This is a genomic window from Agrococcus sediminis (genome assembly GCF_007923295.1).
GTDB lineage: Bacteria > Actinomycetota > Actinomycetes > Actinomycetales > Microbacteriaceae > Agrococcus > Agrococcus sediminis.
In genome coordinates, this window is sequence record NZ_VOIR01000014.1 from 159,408 (window position 1) to 178,926 (window position 19,519).

The window sequence follows — 19,519 nt, forward strand, 5'->3', positions numbered from 1 at the left end:
CACCGCCGAGGAGGCTCGCAGGCCCGCGATCTAGACTGCCCCGATGCGCGTGCCGGCACCGATCGACCTCAGCGGGATCGACCCGATCGCGCCCGAGGAGGTGCGCGTCTGGGCGCGCGACTACGCCTTCGCGGCGCACATGCACGTGCGCTCCGCGCTCGACCCGTCGCCGCCGCGGCTCACAGGGATGCCGGGCGCGCGCGTGCACGCGGTGCTCATCCCCGGCGTCGTCGAGACGTGGCGCTTCATGGAGCCGCTCGCGAAGCGGCTCGTGCACGCCGGGCACGCGGTGCACTTCGTGCCGGAGCTGGGCCGCAACCTCCGGCCGGTGCTCGAGTCGGCACCCGTCGTCGGAGCGGTCGTCGACCGGGTCGCGGCCGCGCACCCGCACGCGCGCATCGTGCTCGTCGGCCACTCGAAGGGCGGCCTGATCGGCAAGCGCGTGCTCGTCGACCGCGCGCTCGACGCGGCGCAGGCGCAACCGGCCGGGCTCGTGGCGCTCGCCACGCCGTTCGCCGGCTCGTCGCGCGCCAGGCTGCTGCCGGGCGGCTACATCCGCGAGTTCGACCCGTCGAACGCGATGCTCGCCGCGCTCGCGGCCGAGCGCAGCGCCGACGCCCGCATCCGCGTCGTGCTGCCGCGCATCGACCCGCACGTGCCGCAGAACCGCGTGCCCGACGGCATGCGCGGCGTGCGCCTCGAGGCCGCCGGGCACTTCCGGCCGCTCGCGACCCGGGAGGCGGCGGATGCGGTGCTCGCCGCGATCGCGGAGCTCACGGGCGAGTCGGCCGCGTCGCCCGCAGCCCCGGCTCAGCCGCGGTAGCGCAGCTGCACGAGCACCGGCCGGTGGTCGGTGCCGACGTCGTCGAGCCCCGTCAGCACGCGCGCGGCGACCGGCTCCCAGTCGGGCGTCGCGACCACGTGGTCGATCTGCGCGCCCAGCCACGGCGGCGCCCACGTCGGCCACGAGCCGACCGCACCCGCGCCCACGGCGCTCGCGGCGTCGCGGCACGTGCCGAGGTCGCCGCCGTCGGTGCGCGTCGACCACCAGTGGTCGAGGGTCGAGTTGAAGTCGCCGGCCATCACGACCGAGTCGGAGCCGTCGCAGAGGCCCGCGACGAAGTCGAGGTCGGCGCGCCAGTTGCGCATCTGCTGCGGCACCGGCGCGACCGGGTGGGCCGACACGAGCACCGGCCCGTCGCCGTCGTCGGGCCGCGCCACGACGGTCGGCAGCGTGCGCGTGCCGCCGACCGACAGGTCGGTCGTGTACTCGCCGAGCGCGGCCGAGATGAGCAGCGTCGTGTTGAGCGCGCCGTAGCTGGGGGAGTAGTCGGTGGTGTGCACCCAGAACGGGTTGCCGCGCGCGCCGAGCAGCTCGGCCACCTCGACGCCCAGCGGCAGCGTCGTCTCGGGCAGCATCACCGCATCCGCCCCCGTCTCGTCGATGACGCGCGCGATCTCCTCGGCGCCGGGCTCGTCGCCGAGGGTGTTCCAGGTGAGCACGATGAGGTCGTCGGAGGCGCGGTCGAGGGCCTGCCCGTCGTCGAGGCCGCGCGAGGCGTGGATGCCGCCCGAGACGAGCGCGAACACCAGCAGCATCGACACGACGCCGAGCACGAAGGGCCGCACGCGCCGCCAGCCGACGAAGGCGAGCGCGACGACCGCGAGCGCGAGCGCGATGCCGATGACGCCCACCCGCATCGACACGACCTGCGCCACGACCGGCGCCTGCTCGAGCCCGAGCGCCTGCGGCCACGCGGCGACCGCGAGGCACGCGGCGATCACGAGGGCGAGCAGCCAGCCGAGGATCACGAGCATCACGGCGAGCGTAGTCTTCCAGGGTGGAGCACGACTGGGAGGGCATCGGCCCCATCGACCTGCACGCCCACTCGCGCGAGTCGGACGGCACGGATGCGCCCGGCGACGTCGTGCGGGCGGCCGCGGCCGCGGGGCTCGGTGCCGTCGCCCTCACCGACCACGACACGGTCGCAGGCTGGGCCGAGGCCGCGGTCGCGGCGATCGAGAGCGGCATCGTGCTCATCCCGGGCGTCGAGTTCTCGGCGCAGATCGGTCCGGCGAGCGTGCACGTGCTCGGCTACCTGCTCGACCCGGAGGCGGAGGCGTTCATCGGCGAGCGCGAGCGCATCCGGCTCGAGCGCGTCGAGCGCGCCGAGCGCATGGTGCACGCGATCGGCCAGGACTACCCGCTCACGTGGCAGCACGTCGAGGAGCACTCCGCGCCCGGCGCCACGATCGGCCGCCCCCACATCGCCGATGCGCTCGTCACGCTCGGCATCGTCGCCGACCGGTCGGCCGCGTTCGAGGGCATCCTGCACTGGCAGGGCGGCTACTACCAGCCGCACCACGCGCCGGCGCCCGAGGAGGCGATCGGCATCATCAAGGACGCGGGCGGCGTCGCCGTGCTCGCGCACCCGGCGGCGCGCGGGCGTGCGGTGATGCGGATGGGCTCGCTCGGCGACCTGGTCGGCGCCGGCCTCGACGGCGTCGAGGTGTGGCACCGCGACAACGACGAGCCCTCCCGGCGGCAGCTGCTCGCCGATGCCGAGCGGCTGTCACTGCTCGTCACCGGCTCGAGCGACTACCACGGCGACGGCAAGCCGAACCGGCTGGGGGAGCACACCACCGACCCCGCCGTGCTCGCCGAGATCGTGCGCCGCGCGACCGGCTGGGCCCCGGTCATCCCCGCCTGACCCCCGCCGCGCCCCGCGCCCCCGTCCGCGGAGTGCGCCTCCGGGGATCGAGTGGCGCCTGCGGGGATCGAGTGGCGCCTGCGGGGATCGAGTGGCGCCTGCGGGGATCGAGTGGCGCCTGCGGGGATCGAGTGGCGCCTGCGGGGATCGAGTGGCGCCTCCGGCGATCGAGTGGCGCTTCCGGTGAGTGACTGGCGCCTCCGGCGATCGACTGGCGAGAGCGCGCGAACAGCCGGCCGCCGCCGCCCGATCGCGGGAGCCGCCGCTCGATCGCACAAGCCGCCACTCGATCGCGCGAGGCGCCACTCGATCGCGCGGGCCGCCACTCGATCGCGGGAGGCGCCACTCGGGGGAGGCGGGACGGGCGCGGGCGGGGCGCACGACGACGGCCGCCCCGCGGAGTGCGGAGCGGCCGTCGAGCGGATGCGCGGTGCGCGGCGGACGGTCAGGCCTGCGCGGGCGGAGGGGTGGCCGAGCCCGAGCGGCTGCGGCGGCGCCGACGGCGCGCCGGGGCGGCGTTGCCGTCGTGGTGCTCGGTGCCGCCGCCGTCGTGCGTGCCGCGTCCCTCGGGCGCGGGCACCGCATCCGTGGTCCTGGGCTGGCCCTCGCCGCCGGAGCGGCCGCGGCCGCCGCGACGACGGCGCGGGCGGTCGCCCTCGGCGCGCTCGCGGCCGGGCGCCTCGGCGCGCGCGCCGGGCGCGACGCCCTCGCGCTTGGCCTCCTTGTTGGGCGGCGTCGCGTGCAGGCGGCCCTTGACGCCGGCCGGGATGTTGAGGTCGCTGTAGAGGTGCGGGCTCGACGAGTAGGTCTCGACCGGCTCGGGGCGCCCGAACTCGAGCGCGCGGTCGATGAGCGCCCACTTGTGCAGGTCGTCCCAGTCGACGAAGGTGACGGCGATGCCGGTGCGGCCGGCGCGGCCGGTGCGGCCGACGCGGTGCAGGTAGGCCTTCTCGTCCTCGGGGATCGTGTGGTTGATGACGTGCGTGATGTCGTCGACGTCGATGCCGCGGGCGGCGACGTCGGTCGCGATGAGCACGTCCTTCTTGCCGGCCTTGAACTGCGCCATGGCGCGCTCGCGCGCCTCCTGGCTCATGTCGCCGTGCACGGCGGCCGCCGAGAAGCCGCGGTCGATGAGCTCCTCGGTGAGGCGCGAGGCGGCGCGCTTCGTGCGCGTGAAGACGACGGCCTTGCCGCGGCCCTCGGCCTGCAGGATGCGGGCGACGACCTCGTCCTTGTCGAGCGAGTGCGCCCGGTAGACGACGTGCTGGATGTTGGCCTGCGCGATGGTCTCGTCGACGTCGGTCGCGCGGATGTGCAGCGGCCGCGACATGAAGCGGCGCGCGAGGGCGACGACCGCGCCCGGCATCGTGGCCGAGAACAGCATCGTGTGCCGCACCGCGGGGGTCTTCGAGAAGATCTTCTCGACGTCGGGCAGGAACCCGAGGTCGAGCATCTTGTCGGCCTCGTCGAGCACCATCTCCTTCACGTTGGAGAGGTCGAGGATGCGCTGCTGCACGAGGTCGAGGAGGCGGCCGGGGGTGCCGACCACGATCTGCGCGCCGGCCTTCAGCTGGTCGATCTGGCCCTCGTACGCCTTGCCGCCGTAGATGGAGACGACCGTCGTCGGACGGTTGGAGGTGATGAGCTCCATGTCCTCGGTCACCTGCACGGCGAGCTCGCGCGTGGGCACCACGATGAGCGCCTGCACGCCGGCCGCGGGCTCGGCGCCGAGGCGCTGCGCGAGCGGCAGGCCGAACGCGAAGGTCTTGCCGGTGCCGGTCTTGGCCTGGCCGATGATGTCCTGGCCCGACAGCGCGAGCGGGATCGTCTGCGTCTGGATCGGGAAGGGCTCGAGGATGCCGCGGTCGGCGAGGGCCTGGACCATGTCGGCGTCGATGGAGAGGTCTTGGAAGGTCAAGAGAGGGTTCCGCCTGTTCGTCTACTCCGACCAGCGTACCCGGGGGCGTGCGGGCGCGGCCGCATCGCGGCCCTAGACTGCTCGACTGTGGTGAAGTGGTTCGACAGGACGCCGCGCGACGTGACGCGCCAGCTGCTGCGGCATCACCGCGTCCCGGTGGTCGGCGACCGCGTGCTGCTGCAGGACGTGCGGCCCGCGCTCGTGCCGTTCGTCGGCCAGGCGCTCGGCCTCGAGCTCGACCTCGTGGCGAAGGCCGGCCGCGTGCTGGAGCAGGCGCCGTCGCTCGAGACGCAGGTGGCGCTCGCCGACGTGGTGCGCATCCACGCGACGCGCGCGGGGGCGTTCGCGCGCATCCTGGACGGCGAGGGCGTCGAGCCCGAGGATGCGATGCGCCCGTTCGCCGATGCCACGCGGGACTTCTCGAACCTGGTCGAGGGCGCCGACTGGTACGAGCAGGTGCTCGCGATCCACGTCATCAGCGGCCTGCTCGAGGACTTCTTCGTCGCGATCGTGCCGGGGCTGCCCGAGGACGACCAGGACGCCATGCTGCGGGCGCTCCGCGGCGAGAGCGCGCACGGGCACCTCGTGCGCATCCTCCAGGCCGCGATCCACGCGACGCCGAGGCTCTCCGACCGGCTGGCCGTGTGGGGCCGCCGGCTCGTCGGCGACGCGCTGCTGCAGATGTACCTCGCGGTCAACGGGCCCGACGACTCCGGTCGCGCCGTGCCGAGCCAGCCGCGGCTCGAGCCCGCGTTCAACGACATCGTCGCGTCGCACACCCGCCGCATGGACGAGCTGGGCCTCACGGCCTGAGGCAGCGCGCGCGGCTCGAGCCGTGCGGGCGGGCGTCAGGCCTTGCGGGCGGTGAGCGCTGCGAGGTACGCGGCGTCCGCGCGCTCGCGGCGCTGCGGCAGGACCTTCGGCAGCGCGACCGCGACGACGAGCGCGGCGACGAGGCTGCCGATCCAGGCCCAGCCGTTGTCGGCTGCGGCGCCGAGCATCGCGGCGGCCGTCCACACGACGCCGGCGGCGGCGGCGGGCGCGAGCACGTTGAGGAAGAGGCCCACCCACTCGCGGCCCGGCAGCAGGTAGCGGGCCACGAGCCCGATCGCGGCGCCGAACACCATCGGCACGATGACCAGGATGGGCATCAGGCGACGAAGCCGATCTTGCGCGTCGACTCGCTGCCGATCTCGACGTAGGCGATGTTCGCGCTCGGCACGATGTAGCGGCGCCCCTTCGCGTCGTCGAGCGCGAGGTGCCCGGCCTCGAGCGCGGCGAGCACCGCGGACTCGACCTCCTGGGCGGTCTGCGACGAGTCGAATGCGATCTCGCGTGCCGAGTCCTTGATGCCGATGCGGATGTCCATGCTCCCGAGGATAGGCGATCGGATGCGGCCGTCCCGCCGTGTCCGCCGAGGGCGATCACCTCCCTCGCGCGGCGCTCGCGCCCCCTGTGGGCGGCCGCGGATACCGTGGCCGCATGCCCAGCCAGAGCCTGCTCGAGACGAGCGTCGACCTCGACGAGTCCCAGCGTGCCGTGCTCACGCTGCCCGAGGGCGCATCCGCCATCGTCCTCGGCGTCGCCGGCTCCGGCAAGACCACGGCGCTCGTCGAGCTCGCCGCCGCGCGGCTCGCGGGCGGGCTCGAGCCGTCGGGCCTGCTCGTGGTGGCCGGCTCCCGGCAGGCCGCGACGGCGCTGCGCGACCGGCTCGCGCGCCGCACGGCGCGCGTCACGCCGGGGCCGCTCGCGCGCTCGATGCCGTCGTTCGCGCACGCGCTGCTCACGGCAGCCGCGATGGCCGACGAGCGGCCCGCGCCGCAGCTGCTCTCGGGCGCCGAGCAGGACCGCATCATCGCGGCGATGCTCGCCGGCCACGCCGACGACGCGGCCGAGGGCGTCGCGCGCGGGCCGCGCTGGCCCGAGCACCTGCACGCCGAGGTGCGGGAGCAGGCGGGCTTCCGCGCCGAGCTGCGCGAGCTCATGGCCGCGGCCGAGGAGCGCGGCATGGATGCGTCGGCGCTCGCTGCGCGCGCGGCCGAGCGCGGGGTGCCGGAGTGGGCGGCGGCCGCCGAGTTCATGGCCGAGCTCGAGCGGCTCCAGCGGCTCGAGCGGCGGGGCGCCGAGGCCGTGACCGCCGCGTCGCTGCTGCGCCGCGCGGCCGGCGCGATCGCCGACACCCGGGTGCCGCTGCCGAGCCTCGTGCTCGTCGACGACGCGCAGGAGCTCACCGAGGGCGCGGTCGTCGTGCTCGAGGCGCTCCGCGCGCGCGGCGCCGCGGTCGTCGCCTTCGGCGACCCCGACACGACCACGGGCGGCTTCCGCGGCGCCGACGCCGCGCTGCTCGCGGCGCTCCCCGCGCGGCTCGGGTTCGCGCACGAGCACGGCCACCGGCTCGAGCTCGCGCACGACCACCGCCACGGCGAGACGGTGCGCGCCTTCCTCGCGAGGTCCGTGCAGGGCATCGGCACCGCAGGCGGCGGCACGCACCGGCAGGCCGCCCCGCGCGCCGAGGCGGGCGACGACGTGCTCGAGCTGCACCTCGCCCAGTCGCTCGACGAGCAGGCGCGCCGCATCGCGCGGCTGATCCACGAGCGTCGGGCGCGCGGCGTCGGGTTCGACGAGATCGCGGTGATCGCGCGCACCGGCCGTGCCGCCGCCGAGCTCGGCTCGCTGCTGTCGGCGCTCGAGGTGCCGGTCGCGTCGGGCGGGCCGACGCGCCTGCGCGAGGCCGAGGTCGTCGAGGCGCTCGTGAGCGTGCTCGCCGTCGCGACCGGCCGCCGCGTGCTCGACGCGCAGCTCGCCGAGGAGCTGCTGCGCAGCGACCTGCTCGGCCTCGACGCCCTCGCGGTGCGGCGGCTGAAGCGCGCGCTGCGGCACCGCATCGTCGCTGCCGGCGGCCAGGTGCACGTCGCCGGGGCCGAGCTCGTGCGCGATGCGATCGTCGCCGCCGCGGCGGGCGACGACGAGCAGCTGGAGGGGCTCGCCGCAGCCCGCCAGGGCGCCGCCGGCGCCCGCCGGCTCGCGCGCATGCTCGCCGACGCGCGGGCGCTGCTCACGGCCGACGACCCGGCGGGAGCCGACCGCGTGCTGTGGGCCGCGTGGAGCGCCGCCGGCGTCGCCGAGGCGTGGCGTCGCGCGGCGCTCGCGGGCTCGGGCGTCGAGAGCGCGCTCGCGAACCGGCGGCTCGACGCGGTCGTGGCGCTCTTCGACCAGGTGGCGCGCCTGATCGAGCGGCGGCCCGACGCCGACACGGGCGCCTTCGTCGACGCGTGGCTCGCGTCGAGCGTCGACGACGACTCCCTCGCCGCCCGCGCCGAGGGCGCCCGCGTCGCGATCGGCACCCCCGGCCAGTTCGTCGGGCGCGAGCTCGACACCGTGATCGTCGCCGGGCTGCAGGACGGCGTGTGGCCCAACCTCCGGCCGCGCGGGTCGCTGCTGGGCGCCAACCGGCTCGACGGCGACCCCACCGAGGACGCCCGTGCGGGGGTGCTCCACGACGAGCTGCGCACGTTCGTGAAGGCGGTCTCGACCGCGCGCGCTGCCGTGCTGCTGACGGCGGTCGCGAGCGAGGACGAGCAGCCGTCGCCGTTCGTGCTCGCGGTCGAGCCGGAGCCGGTCCCCGGCGCCGACGACAGCTGGCACTCGCTGCGCTCGCTCGTCGCGAGCCTGCGGCGGCGGGTCGTCGACCGCCGCCCCGACGCCGACCGGGCGGCGGCGGCGCTCCGCCGCCTCGCCGATGCGGGCGTGCCGGGCGCCTCGCCCGCCGAGTGGGCCGGGCTGCTGGCGGTCTCGACGACCGAGCGGCTCGACGCGAGCGAGCAGGTGCGCGTGAGCCCCTCGGCGCTGCAGGGCCTCGTCGAGTGCGAGCTCTCGTGGGTGGTGGGCCGGCTCGCCGGCGGCACCTCCAACCGCGCCGCGGCGCTCGGCACGATCGTGCACGACGCGGTCGAGCGCGTCGACGCGACCGACGCCGCGGCGATCGAGGCGGCCGTCGAGGCGCGCTTCGCCGAGCTCGACCACCCCTCGACGTGGGAGGCGGCGCAGCAGCGCGACGAGGTCGTGCCGATGGCGGGCGCGCTCGCCGGCTACTTCCAGGTGCTGCGCGGCGCCGGCTGGAGGATCGAGCGCGACGAGCGCGAGGCCCGCTTCTCGGTCGAGGTCGGCGGCGCGGTGCTCTCCGGCGCGATCGACTGGATCGAGCACGGGCCGGCGGGCGAGGTGCGCATCGTCGACCTGAAGACGGGCAAGAAGGTGCCGAGCACCGTGCCCGGGCTCGGCAACCTCCAGCTGCGCGCCTACCAGCTCGCCGTCGCGCTCGGCGGCATCGAGGGCATCGAGGCGGGCGCGCAGACGACGGCGCGGCTCGTCATGCCCAAGCTCGCCCGCAAGGAGAAGACGGTCGACTCCGAGCCGTTCGACGAGGTGGCGGATGCGTTCCGCGAGCACCTGCGGACGGCGGTCGAGACCATGGGCGGCGCCACGTTCGTCGCCCGGCCCGAGCTGCACTGCAGCGGCGACTACAGCTTCGGCCAGTGCGCGATCCACGTCATCCCGGAGGTCACCGAGTGATCAGCGCCATCGAGATCACCGAGGCGATCGCAGCCGTGCGGGGCCGCGAGCCGCAGCTGCCGACCGACGAGCAGATCGCCGTCATCGAGGCGCCCGAGGCGCCCACGCTCGTCGTCGCGGGCGCCGGCAGCGGCAAGACCCACACGATGGCGCAGCGCGTGCTGTGGCTCGTCGCGAACGGCTCGGTCGCGCCCGACGAGGTGCTCGGGCTCACGTTCACCCGCAAGGCCGCCGGCGAGCTCGGCGAGCGGCTGCACGCCGAGCTGCGCGCGCTGGCGCAGGCGGGGCTCGTCGACGCGGAGGTCGCCGCGACGCGCAGGCCCGTCGTGCAGACCTACAACTCCTTCGCGAGCGCGCTGTTCCGCGAGTGGGCGCTGCTCATCGGCCGCGACCCCGAGTCCGAGGTGCTCACCGACCCGGCGGCCTTCCTGCTCGCGCTGCGCGTCGCGCGGGCCTCCGACGACCTGCGGCTCGCGGCGCTCGGCCGCGCCGAGACGATCGCCGACCGCGTCGTGCAGCTCGCCGGCACGCTCGGCGACCACCGCGTCTCGACCGCGGAGCTGCGGCGCGGGCGCTACCCGGAGCGCTTCCGCGCGCTGCTCGAGCTGCCGACCGCCGACGAGCCGAAGGACTTCCGCGCGGCCCACGCGAAGGCGATCGCGCAGGACGTGGAGCGCATCGGTGGCCTCGAGCCGCTCGCCGACCTGGTCGACGCGTTCGACGACGCCAAGCGCCGCCGCGGCGCGGTGCAGTTCAGCGACCAGGTGCGGCTCGCGCTCGACGCCGTGAGCGCGCACGCAGGCGCGGTCGACGAGCTGCGCTCGCGCCACCGCGCCGTGCTGCTCGACGAGTTCCAGGACACCTCGGTGCTGCAGCTGCAGCTCATCCACGCGCTCTTCGACGGCTCGCCCGTCATGGCCGTCGGCGACCCGAACCAGGCGATCTACGGCTTCCGCGGCGCGAGCGCCGGCACCCTCGCCCTCTTCGCGCAGCGCTTCCGCGTCGAGCGCACCCTCACGCTCTCGACGAGCTGGCGCAACGACGAGGACGTGCTCGCGCTCGCGCACGCGGTCGCGAGCGAGCTGCCGGAGCAGCCGGGCGTGCCGGTCAAGCGGCTCGAGCCGCGCCGGGGCGCCGGCCCGGGCGACGTCGTCGTGCGCCACCTGCCGACGATCGAGGACGAGTCGCGCGAGCTGGCAGGCTGGCTGCGCTCGCACGGCGCCGGCGTCGCGGGCTCGCCGGTGACGGGCGCGGTGCTCGTGCGCTCCCACTCGCAGGGCGTCGAGCTCACGCGCGCGCTCCGTGCCGAGGGCATCCGCGTCTTCCGGTCCGGCGGCGGCGGGTTGCTCGACGAGCCGGAGGTCGTCGACCTCGTCGCCGCGCTGCGCGTGCTCGGCCGGCCGGAGGAGGGCTCGAGCCTCGTGCGGCTGCTCGCCGGCAGCCGCTGGCGCATCGGCGTCGCCGACCTCGCGGCGCTGCAGCGCCACGCCGCCGCGCTCGCGAAGCGCGGCCTGAGCGACGACCAGCGCAGCGCCGACCGCGGTGCGATCGCGCCGGAGGCCCACGTGTCGATCGTCGACGCGCTCGACGCGCTCGTCGACGGCCCGCAGCTCGACGGCGCGACCGAGGTCGGGCTCGCGCGCATGCGCGAGGCGGGGTCGCTGCTGCGCGAGCTGCGCCGACGCGCCGGCATGCCGCTCGCCGAGCTCGTGCGCAGCGTCGAGCAGGCGCTGCGGCTCGACATCGAGGTGGCGGCGAAGCGCCACCACGCCCACGGCGCGCTCGACGCGTTCGGCCGCGAGGTGCAGGCGTTCGCCGCCGCCGACGAGCGCGGCTCGCTCGAGGCCTTCCTCACCTACCTCGACGTGCTCGAGGCGGGCCGCGGCCCCGATGTGCCCGAGCCTGAGCCGGAGCCCGGCTGGGTGCAGGTGCTGACCATGCACGCGTCCAAGGGGCTCGAATGGGACGTCGTGGCCCTGCCGCGGCTCGCGGCCGCGAAGCAGGACGACCAGCCGCTCGGCTGGCTGACGCACGCGACGCTGCCCTACCCGCTGCGCGGCGACGTCGACCTGCTGCCGCACCTCGAGTGGCAGGGGCACGCGACCCAGCACGACTACGCGCTCGCGCGCGAGCGCTTCCTCGGGCAGCTCTGGGAGCACTACCAGTCCGAGGAGGACCGGCTCGCCTACGTCGGCGTCACGCGCGCCCGCCGCGCGCTGTGGCTCTCCGGTGCGCAGTGGTACGGCATGGCCCGCACGCCCGCGAAGCCCAAGCGCCTGCTCGAGCTCGCGGCCCGCGCCATAGGCGCCGAGCTGCTCGAGCAGCCCGAGAAGGGCGCCGAGAACCCGCTCGGCGACCGCAGCCCCTCGCTCGCCTGGCCCGTCGATCCGCTCGGTGCCCGCCGGGCTGCGGTCGAGGCGGCCGCCGCGAGCGTCGAGGCGGCGGATGCGTCGACGCCGACCCCGTGGGACGAGGCGATCGAGCTGCTGCTCGCCGACCGCGGCGCGACCGAGCTCACCCTCCCGACCCGCATCGCCGCATCCGGCTTCAAGGACTGGGCGGCCGACCCTGTCGCGGTCGCCCGCCAGATCGCACGCCCCATGCCGCAGCAGCCGTTCGCCGCGACGCGCCTGGGCACGCTGTTCCACGGCTGGGTCGAGCGGCGCGGGAGCGCCGTCGGCCTCGGCGACGCGATCGACGACGAGGCCCTCGATGAGGAGCTCGTCGGCATCGACGCCGAGCGCCTCGACCGGCTGAAGCGCACGTTCGCGGCCTCGCCCTACGGCGGCCGCGCGCCGGCCGAGACCGAGATCGAGATCCACCTGCCGCTCGCGGGCACGACCGTCGTCTGCAAGATCGACGCCGTCTACCGCGACGGCGACCGCGCGACCGTCGTCGACTGGAAGACCGGCGCCCTCCCGAAGGGCGCGGCCGACCTCGAGGCGAGGCAGCTGCAGCTCGCGCTGTACCGCGCGGCCTACGCGGCGCACGCCGGGCTCGACCCCGAGCAGGTCGACGCCGAGCTCTACTTCGTCGAGCACGACCGCGTCGTGCGGCCCGAGCGCATCGAGTCGCTCGCGGAGCTCGAGGCCCGGTGGCTGCGGGCGCAGCAGGCGGTGGCGGAGGCCTCGGCGCTCGCCTGAGCGCCGTCCCGCTAGGGCCGGTCGCTGTCCGCGCGGTCGGGCGCCCCGGGCACCTCGCCCGTGGCGGCGGGCGACTTGCCGAGGTACTCCTGCACCCCGGTGAGGTCCATGGTCTCGAGCCGCTGCGGGGCGATCGCGGCGCCCGGATCGCGGTCGACGCGGGCGACGAGGCCGGCGAGCATGCCCTTCGCGTCGTCGACGATCGACTCGTCGCCCTTCGCGACGCCGTGCAGCAGCCAGCGGGCGATGTCGAGCTCGGCGTGCAGCATCGCGCGCTGCCGCACCTGCCGGTCGCCGATGCCGCGCGCGGCGGCGTGCGCGTCGAACGCCTCGTCGACGCTGCCGAACTCGGTCGAGCCGAGCAGGAACGCCAGATCGCGGGCCGGGTCGCCCACCGAGAGCGCGTGCCAGCCGTCGAGCCCCACGACGCGCGCGCCCTCGACGCGGAACGCGGGTGCCTGCAGATCGCCGTGCACGAGCGTCGGCTTGAACTGCCACAGGCGGTCGTCGCCGAGCGCGCCCTCCCAGCGCTCGAGCAGCGCCGCGGGTACCGCACCGGTCGCGGCGGCGCGGTCGAACGTGTCGAGCAGCTGCTGGCGGAGCGCCGGCGCGCCCTCGTGCGGGAGGCCGGCGTCGGCGGCGACCGACGTCGGCAGCTCGTGGATCGCGGCGATCGCCTGGCCGACGGCGGCGGCGAGCCCGGGGCGCGCGGGGGAGAGGTCGCCGAGCCGCATCACCTCGCCGCCGAGCCGCGTCAGCACGAACAGCCGCGACCGGCCGGCGTCGACGGTGCCGAGCACGGACGGCACCTCGAACGGCAGGCGCGAGCGGGTCGCGAGCGTCAGGGCCGCGAGCGCGGCCGCGTGCTCCTCGGCGGAGCGCAGCGCCGCCACGGAGCGGGGGAGCACGACCTGGACGGTCTCGCCGTCCGCGAGCCGCGCGGCGACGACCGAGCGGTGCTCGTCCGAGCCGTCCTCCGAGGCGCCCACGACGTCGAGGCCCTCGACGGCGGTGGTGGCGAGCGCGGCTAGAGTGAAGGGGTTCGTGCTCATGGATGCCAGGCTAGGCCGACCTCGACCCGAGGCGGACGCGCCACGCGACGGAGGTGACGTGCAGGTTCCCCCGCTCGCCCGATCGGGCCTCGATCGCGACCACGCGACCCGCATCGCGGACGACGCGGTCGATCGCGCGCTCGAGGACCCCTCGACGCGGATCGTCGCGATCGCCGGCGACCGCGCGCCCGTGCGCGACGGCCGGCTCGTGCGCTTCGCCCACGACGAGCTGCCGGATGCCGCGGTGCGCGTCGAGCCGCACGTGCCGCTGAGCTGGCTCGGCAGGCTGCGCCCGCTCCCGGACGGCACGCCGGGCGGGATGGTGCTGAGCCTGCTCGTCGCCGAGCCGTTCGAGGTCGAGGGCGCCGAGTGGCGGTCGCTGCGCGAGGTCGGGGCCGACCTCGACGACGCCGACGCCGGCGTGCTCGTGCAGGCGGTCGCGCTCGGCGTCTGGCAGCGCGAGAGCCACCACAGCCCCGTCGACGGCAGCGCTGCGGCGTTCGAGGAGTCGGGCTGGGTGCGGCGCGACGGCGGCGGCGGCGCGCACTTCCCGCGCACCGATCCCGCGGTGATCGTGGCGATCCACGACCCCGCCGACGAGCGCATCCTGCTCGGCCACAACGCGGCGTGGCCAGAGGGGCGGTACTCGCTCATCGCCGGCTTCGTCGATCCCGGCGAGTCGCTCGAGGCGGCCGTCGTGCGCGAGGTGCTCGAGGAGACGGGCCTGCGCGTCGAGCGGCCCCGATACCTCGGCTCGCAGCCGTGGCCGTTCCCGCGCAGCCTCATGATCGGCTTCGAGTGCGTGGCGCCCGATCCGAGCACGATCGTGCCCGACGGCGTCGAGATCCTCGACGTGCGGTGGTTCACCCGCGACGAGCTGCGCGCGGGCGCGGTGCAGCTGCCCGGCCGCACCTCCATCGCCGCCTGGATCCTCGACGCGTGGCTCGCCCGGCAGCCGGGCTCGGTGCGGTGACCGCGGGCGCGAAGCCCGACGCCGACCGCATCCTCGCCGGCCTCGACGAGCAGCAGCGGCTGGCGGCGACCACCCTCGGCGGCCCCGTCGCGATCCTCGCCGGCGCCGGCACGGGCAAGACGCGCGCGATCACGCACCGCATCGCCTACGCGGTCGCGACCGGCGACCAGGTCGAGCACGCCTCGCTCGCGCTCACCTTCACGAGCCGCGCGGCGGGCGAGATGCGCACGCGCCTCGCGCGCCTCGGCGCCGGGGGCGTGCAGGCGCGCACCTTCCACGCCGCCGCGCTCGCGCAGCTGTCGCACTTCTGGCCGCGCATCACCGGCTCGCGCATGCCGCAGCTGCTGCCCCAGAAGGCGAAGCTGCTCGCCGACGCGGCCGCGCAGCTCCGGCTCCGGCTGCCGACCGCACAGCTGCGCGACGCCGCGGGCGAGATCGAGTGGCGCAAGTCGCAGGCGATGACGATGGAGGACTACGGGCTGCAGGCGCGCATCCGGCCCATGCCGACGGGCGTCGACGCCGAGACGATGATCGACCTGCACATGGCGTACGAGCGCGTGAAGGACGAGCGCCGGCAGATCGACTTCGAGGACGTGCTGCTCGCGACCACCGGGATGCTCGAGCGCGAGCCCGTCGTCGCCGACGAGGTGCGCTCCCGCTACCGCCACTTCACCGTCGACGAGTACCAGGACGTCTCGCCCATGCAGCAGCAGCTGCTCGCCGCGTGGCTCGGCGACCGACGCGACGTCTGCGTCGTCGGCGACCCGAGCCAGACCATCTACTCGTTCGCCGGCGCCGACCCGGCGAGCCTGTCGCGCTTCGTGCACGACCACCCCGACGCCGAGGTGGTGCGGCTCGAGCGCTCCTACCGCTCCACGGCCGCGATCGTGGGCTGCGCCAACCGGCTGATGCGCGGTCGCGACGCGCTCACGCTCACCGCCGCGTCGGGGGAGCACGGCCTCGAGCCCGCGGTCGCGGTGCACGGCAACGACACCGCGGAGGCGGCGGCGATCGCGGCAGCGTGCCGCGCGCAGGTCGACGCGGGCGCCGACCCCGGCAGCATCGCCGTGCTCACGCGCTTCCACGCGCAGTCGGGCCTCATCGAGCAGGCGCTCGCCGGCGTCGGCCTGTCGTCGACGGTGCGCGGCTCGGTGCGCTTCTTCGAGCTGCCCGTCATCAAGCGCGCCGTCATGATGCTGCGGAGCGCCCCGGCCGACGGCCGGCCGGTCTTCCAGGCGGTCACCGACATCGTGATGGGGCTCGGCTACCGCGCGGAGCCGCCGGCCACGCACGGCGAGGAGCGCTCGCAGTGGGATGCGCTGCACGCGCTCGTCACGCTCGCGGAGGAGGCGGGCGGCACCGACCTGCCCGCGTTCGCCGCCGACCTCCAGCGCCGGGCCCAGACGGAGCACGAGCCGACGGTCGCGGCCGTCACGATCGCCACGATCCACGCGGCGAAGGGCCTCGAGTGGCAGCACGTGCACGTGTGCGGCCTCGCCGAGGGGTTGCTGCCGATCTCGCACGCGACGACACTCGCCGAGATCGACGAGGAGCGCCGGCTCCTCTACGTCGCCATCACCCGCGCGCAGCGCAGCCTGTCGCTGACGTGGGCGCAGCACTCGGGCCACGCCGTCAGGCAGCCATCCCGGTTCCTCGCCGAGCTGCGTGCGGGCAGGCCCGCGGCCGCGGGCGGCGCAGCGCGCTGACCGCGCCGTCGCGCTGCGCGATCCGGGCGCCCCACCCCGCCGGCAGGCCGCCCGCCTCGAGCCGCCGCAGCGCGTCCAGCACCGTCACGACGGTCTGCGCGGCGGCGCTCGGGCTCGGCACGGGCACGAGATGGCCGGGCACGAGCGCATCGTCGACCGGCGCGCACGCCGAGCAGCCGGCGCCCTCGGGCACGTAGGGGCCCACCTGCACCCACGCGTCGCCGACGACGACGGGCAGGTGCGCGACGCCGGCGTCGAGCAGCCGCTCCTGCTCGCGCGGCGGCAGGCGCCACGCGGCGACCGGGATCACGAGCCCGTCGTCGGCGGCCGGGTGCCCCGCGGCCCGCACCGCGCGGTGCACGTCGAGGGCGAGCCGGATGCGCCCGCGCACGCGGGCGGGCACGCGCGGCGCGGTCTCGAGGAGCGCGGGCGCGAGCCGCTCGAGCAGCGCCCCGGCCGGCTCGTCGCCGAGCAGCTGCTCGAGCTCGCGGCGCACGACGCCCCGCGTCAGCAGGGCGACGCCGCGCAGCGTCGGCTCGTCGGCGTCGAGCTCGACGACCGGCTGCTGCGCGCCGATCGCGATCCGGTCGGGGGAGGTGCGGAAGACGGCGAGGTGCGGATCGAGTCGGAGCATGGCGGCATGGTGCGCCAGCAGCCGCGATCGCGTCGGCGGCTCTCCACAGGCGCGGCGGCGCCCCGGCTCAGGCCCGGGTCGGCCCGCCGTCCGCGTCGTCGTCGGGCTCGGGCTCGTCGGCGCTGGCCTCGTCGGCAGCTGGCTCGTCGACGCTGGCCTCGTCGGCGCCGGCCTCCTCGGCCGCGGGCCCTTCGCCGTCGGCCGGCTCGGACCCCGCCGCGGGCTCCACCGCGCCGCGCTCGGCGTCGTCGAGCAGCTCCTGCAGCGCGAGGTCCATCTCGTCGAGCTCGCCCGCGCCCTGCAGGCGGGCGATCACGCGCGAGGGGTCGTCGATGTCGGCCGAGCCGGGCATGAGGTCTGGCTGGTCCCAGAGCGAGTCGCGCACCTGCGGGCCCACCGCATCCGTCACCGCGCGCCAGAACGCCGCGGCCTCGCGCAGCCTGCGCGGGCGGATCTCGAGGCCGACGAGCGTGCCGAACGCCTTCTCGGCCGGGCCGCCCGAGGCGCGGCGGCGCCGCACGGTCTCGGCGATCGCGTCGCGCCGCGGCAGCCGCTGCGTCGCCGACTCCGTGACGGCGTCGACCCAGCCCTCGATGAGCGCGATCGTCGTCTCGAGCCGCGCGAGCGTCTCGACCTGCTCGTCGGTCTTCGGCGGGATGAGCGCGCCGCTCTGCAGCGCCTGCCGCAGCTCCTCGGGGTTGGTGGGGTCGAAGGTCTCGGCGAGCTCCTCGAGGCGGTCGACGTCGATGCGGATGCCCTCGGCGTACTCGCGCACGGAGGAGAGCACGTGCAGCCGCAGCCAGCGCGCGTGGTGGAACAGGCGCGCGTGGGCGAGCTCGCGCACCGCCATCCAGATGCGCACCTGGTCCTCGGGGATCTCGAGCCCCTCCGCGGCGGTGCGCAGGTTCACGGGGAGCAGCGCGCCGCGCCCCTCGAGCAGCGGGAAGCCGAAGTCGCCGCCCGCGACGGTCTCGCGCGCGAGCTGGCCCACGACCGTGCCCAGCTGCATCGCGAACATCGTGCCGCCCACGTTGCGCAGGATGCGTTCGGCGCCCGCGAGCATCTCCTGCGCCTCCTCCGGCGCGTGCTCCTGCATGGCGCGCGTGAGGGCGCTCGCGATGCTGTTGGCGACCGGCTCGCTCATCTCCTGCCAGACGGGCATCGTGGCGTCGACCCACTGCTGGCGCGAGAGCAGCTGCAGCTCGGTCGCGGCCACGCCGATGTCGGTCGTCTCGCCGAGCCACAGGGCGGCGAGGTCGGCGGCCTGGCGCACGGCGTCGCGCTCGGCGCTCGTGACGGAGCCGGGGTCGCGCTGCACGGCGGCGGACGCCTGCCGCGTGGCGGCCGACCAGTCGATGCCGTCCTCCGTGCGCGAGAGCGCCGCCTGCAGCTGCGCCATGAGCGCCTGCAGCTGCGCGGGGTCGGCGGGCATGCCCGCCGCGCCCGCGAGGCGGGTGGGGTCGATGGGCCCCTCGCCCGAGAGGAAGCGCTGCAGCATCTCTCGCAGCTCGTCCTCAGGGCGGCGGTCGTCGGAGTCCTCAGGCATGCGACTACGCTAGCCCCGTCATGTCTGAACCCGCCGGGATCGCGCCCCTGACGCCCTCCGCCGTCCGCGAACAGCACGCGCGTCCGCGCTTCCCCGACATCCGCCCGAGGCGCCTGCGGCGCATCGGCTGGGTCGGCCTCGCGGCCGCAGGCGCCGCCTCGCTCGCGCTCGCGTTCGTGCCGTCGCCCTACGTGGTCGAGGTGCCGGGGCCGACGTTCGACACCCTGGGCGAGACGGATGCGGGACCGCTCATCTCCATCGAGGGCGTCGAGACCTACCCCACGGAGGGCGAGCTGCGGCTGCTCACCGTCTCGCTCTTCGGCAACCCCGAGCGGCCGCTGACGTGGGTCGATGTCGCAGAGGCGTACCTCGACCCCTCCGACTCGATCATCCCGATGGACGCCGCGTTCCCGCCCGACGTGTCGGTGCAGGACTCGAACGAGGCCGGCCGCATCGAGATGCAGAACTCGCAGGCAGCCGCGATCGCGGCCGCGCTGCTGCACGAGGGCTACCCGGTCGACAGCGACGTGCGCGTCGCGGGCGTCATCGACGGCTCGCCCGCCGAGGGCGTCCTGCGCGAGGACGACCGCATCCTGCGGGTCAACGGCGACACCGCCTACGACGTGTGGTCGATCCGTGAGTCGATCGCCGCCGTCGACGGCGCGACGTCGTTCGAGATCGAGCGCGACGGCGAGCCGCTGACGGTCGAGGTGACGCCGCTCGTCGAAGGCGACCAGCGGCTCGTGGGCATCTACCCGGCCAACGAGTTCGAGTTCCCCTTCGAGGTCGACATCCAGCTGCCCAACGTGGGCGGGCCGAGCGCCGGCATGATGTTCGCGCTCGGCATCGTCGACGAGCTGACGCCGGGCGCGCTCACCGCGGGCACGCAGTGGGCGGGCACGGGCACCATCTCGGCGCTCGGCGACGTGGGCGGCATCGGCGGCATCGTGCAGAAGATGCACGGCGCGGTCGACGCGGGCGCGACGCACTTCCTGGCGCCGGCGGACAACTGCGGCGAGGTCGTCGGGCACGTGCCGGAGGGGCTCACCGTGTACGCCGTCGAGACGCTCGACGACGCGATCGCCGCCGTCGAGGCGGTGGCGATGAACGCCGACACCTCGGGGCTGCCGGTCTGCGGAGCCGCACCGGCCTCATAGGCTCGGCGGATACGATGGGCGGCACCGCCCGCACCACAGCTTGGAGCTCCACGACGTGTCCGCCAACGCCGAACGACCGACCGCCTCGACGACGGGCAGGAGGGGCC

At 75.8% G+C, this 19,519-nt stretch carries 15 protein-coding genes; 8 read left to right on the plus strand and 7 right to left on the minus strand.

The window, feature by feature from the left end:
* The first annotated feature begins 43 nt into the window (after positions 1 to 43).
* A complete protein-coding gene (locus FQ330_RS08350; RefSeq protein WP_146356705.1) occupies positions 44 to 823 on the plus strand; it encodes an esterase/lipase family protein in 780 nt (259 codons plus the stop codon).
* Here FQ330_RS08350 and FQ330_RS08355 read toward each other — a convergent pair.
* Positions 811 to 1,818 carry an endonuclease/exonuclease/phosphatase family protein gene (locus tag FQ330_RS08355; protein ID WP_146356707.1) on the minus strand — a complete coding sequence of 336 codons (1,008 nt, stop codon included), beginning with the start codon at positions 1,816 to 1,818 and terminating at the stop codon, positions 811 to 813. The two genes, FQ330_RS08350 and FQ330_RS08355, sit on opposite strands and share 13 nt — an antisense overlap.
* A gap of 23 nt (positions 1,819 to 1,841) precedes the next feature.
* Between FQ330_RS08355 and FQ330_RS08360 the strand changes: the two genes are divergently transcribed.
* Positions 1,842 to 2,711, plus strand: a complete 870-nt coding sequence (locus FQ330_RS08360; RefSeq protein ID WP_225792763.1) for a PHP domain-containing protein — start codon at positions 1,842 to 1,844, stop codon at positions 2,709 to 2,711.
* Between the two features lie 445 nt (positions 2,712 to 3,156).
* Here the strand turns inward: FQ330_RS08360 and FQ330_RS08365 are convergent, their stop codons facing one another.
* Entirely contained in the window at positions 3,157 to 4,596 is a 1,440-nt protein-coding gene (locus FQ330_RS08365; RefSeq protein WP_192575897.1) for a DEAD/DEAH box helicase, read from the minus strand.
* A 123-nt stretch (positions 4,597 to 4,719) separates the two neighbouring features.
* On the opposite strand from FQ330_RS08365, the gene FQ330_RS08370 reads away from it, so the two are divergent.
* Positions 4,720 to 5,442 (plus strand): ferritin-like fold-containing protein, encoded by a 723-nt coding sequence (locus FQ330_RS08370; RefSeq protein ID WP_192575888.1) that lies wholly within the window; start codon positions 4,720 to 4,722, stop codon positions 5,440 to 5,442.
* 35 nt (positions 5,443 to 5,477) lie between these two features.
* Here FQ330_RS08370 and FQ330_RS08375 read toward each other — a convergent pair whose 3' ends face one another.
* Together FQ330_RS08375 and FQ330_RS08380 are read right to left on the minus strand one after the other, a co-directional pair.
* Positions 5,478 to 5,780 (minus strand): hypothetical protein, encoded by a 303-nt coding sequence (locus FQ330_RS08375; protein WP_146356711.1) that lies wholly within the window; start codon positions 5,778 to 5,780, stop codon positions 5,478 to 5,480.
* Positions 5,780 to 5,998: a DUF3107 domain-containing protein gene (locus FQ330_RS08380; protein ID WP_128190749.1), complete on the minus strand. Its 219-nt coding sequence runs from the start codon at positions 5,996 to 5,998 to the stop codon at positions 5,780 to 5,782. The genes FQ330_RS08375 and FQ330_RS08380 overlap by 1 nt, the downstream gene beginning before the upstream one ends.
* A gap of 113 nt (positions 5,999 to 6,111) precedes the next feature.
* Here FQ330_RS08380 and FQ330_RS08385 point away from each other — a divergent pair, with 113 nt between their 5' ends.
* A complete protein-coding gene (locus FQ330_RS08385) occupies positions 6,112 to 9,201 on the plus strand; it encodes a UrvD/REP family ATP-dependent DNA helicase (protein WP_146356713.1) in 3,090 nt (1,029 codons plus the stop codon).
* Positions 9,198 to 12,344, plus strand: a complete 3,147-nt coding sequence (locus FQ330_RS08390; protein ID WP_192575889.1) for an ATP-dependent DNA helicase — start codon at positions 9,198 to 9,200, stop codon at positions 12,342 to 12,344. The genes FQ330_RS08385 and FQ330_RS08390 overlap by 4 nt, the downstream gene beginning before the upstream one ends.
* Before the next feature lie 11 nt (positions 12,345 to 12,355).
* On the opposite strand, the gene FQ330_RS08395 is transcribed toward FQ330_RS08390, so the two are convergent.
* A complete protein-coding gene (locus FQ330_RS08395) occupies positions 12,356 to 13,396 on the minus strand; it encodes a phosphotransferase (RefSeq protein ID WP_146356717.1) in 1,041 nt (346 codons plus the stop codon).
* Between the two features lie 58 nt (positions 13,397 to 13,454).
* Between FQ330_RS08395 and nudC the strand changes: the two genes are divergently transcribed.
* Positions 13,455 to 14,369 carry an NAD(+) diphosphatase gene (gene nudC, locus FQ330_RS08400; protein ID WP_225792764.1) on the plus strand — a complete coding sequence of 305 codons (915 nt, stop codon included), beginning with the start codon at positions 13,455 to 13,457 and terminating at the stop codon, positions 14,367 to 14,369.
* Positions 14,336 to 16,075, plus strand: coding sequence for an ATP-dependent helicase (locus FQ330_RS08405; protein ID WP_225792765.1), 1,740 nt, complete (start codon positions 14,336 to 14,338; stop codon positions 16,073 to 16,075). Before nudC ends, FQ330_RS08405 begins: the two co-directional genes overlap by 34 nt.
* On the opposite strand, the gene FQ330_RS08410 is transcribed toward FQ330_RS08405, so the two are convergent.
* On the minus strand, positions 16,002 to 16,709 hold the full coding sequence (locus FQ330_RS08410) for a hypothetical protein (RefSeq protein ID WP_146356721.1): 708 nt from the start codon (positions 16,707 to 16,709) through the stop codon (positions 16,002 to 16,004). The genes FQ330_RS08405 and FQ330_RS08410 overlap by 74 nt on opposite strands.
* A 67-nt stretch (positions 16,710 to 16,776) precedes the next feature.
* On the minus strand, positions 16,777 to 18,255 hold the full coding sequence (locus tag FQ330_RS08415) for a zinc-dependent metalloprotease (protein WP_146356723.1): 1,479 nt from the start codon (positions 18,253 to 18,255) through the stop codon (positions 16,777 to 16,779).
* A 20-nt stretch (positions 18,256 to 18,275) separates the two neighbouring features.
* Between FQ330_RS08415 and FQ330_RS08420 the strand changes: the two genes are divergently transcribed.
* Entirely contained in the window at positions 18,276 to 19,412 is a 1,137-nt protein-coding gene (locus FQ330_RS08420; protein WP_128188422.1) for a YlbL family protein, read from the plus strand.
* The last annotated feature ends 107 nt before the right edge of the window (positions 19,413 to 19,519 follow it).

What these genes read in the sequence shown, in the direction of transcription:
- FQ330_RS08415 (WP_146356723.1), bottom strand. Translation starts at nt 18,255, where the DNA reads ATGCCTGAGGACTCCGACGACCGCCGCCCTGAGGACGAGCTGCGAGAG.
- FQ330_RS08385 (WP_146356713.1), top strand. Translation starts at nt 6,112, where the DNA reads ATGCCCAGCCAGAGCCTGCTCGAGACGAGCGTCGACCTCGACGAGTCC.
- FQ330_RS08395 (WP_146356717.1), bottom strand. Translation starts at nt 13,396, where the DNA reads ATGAGCACGAACCCCTTCACTCTAGCCGCGCTCGCCACCACCGCCGTC.
- FQ330_RS08350 (WP_146356705.1), top strand. Translation starts at nt 44, where the DNA reads ATGCGCGTGCCGGCACCGATCGACCTCAGCGGGATCGACCCGATCGCG.
- FQ330_RS08375 (WP_146356711.1), bottom strand. Translation starts at nt 5,780, where the DNA reads ATGCCCATCCTGGTCATCGTGCCGATGGTGTTCGGCGCCGCGATCGGG.
- FQ330_RS08380 (WP_128190749.1), bottom strand. Translation starts at nt 5,998, where the DNA reads ATGGACATCCGCATCGGCATCAAGGACTCGGCACGCGAGATCGCATTC.
- FQ330_RS08410 (WP_146356721.1), bottom strand. Translation starts at nt 16,709, where the DNA reads ATGCTCCGACTCGATCCGCACCTCGCCGTCTTCCGCACCTCCCCCGAC.
- FQ330_RS08355 (WP_146356707.1), bottom strand. Translation starts at nt 1,818, where the DNA reads ATGCTCGTGATCCTCGGCTGGCTGCTCGCCCTCGTGATCGCCGCGTGC.
- FQ330_RS08420 (WP_128188422.1), top strand. Translation starts at nt 18,276, where the DNA reads ATGTCTGAACCCGCCGGGATCGCGCCCCTGACGCCCTCCGCCGTCCGC.
- FQ330_RS08365 (WP_192575897.1), bottom strand. Translation starts at nt 4,596, where the DNA reads ATGGTCCAGGCCCTCGCCGACCGCGGCATCCTCGAGCCCTTCCCGATC.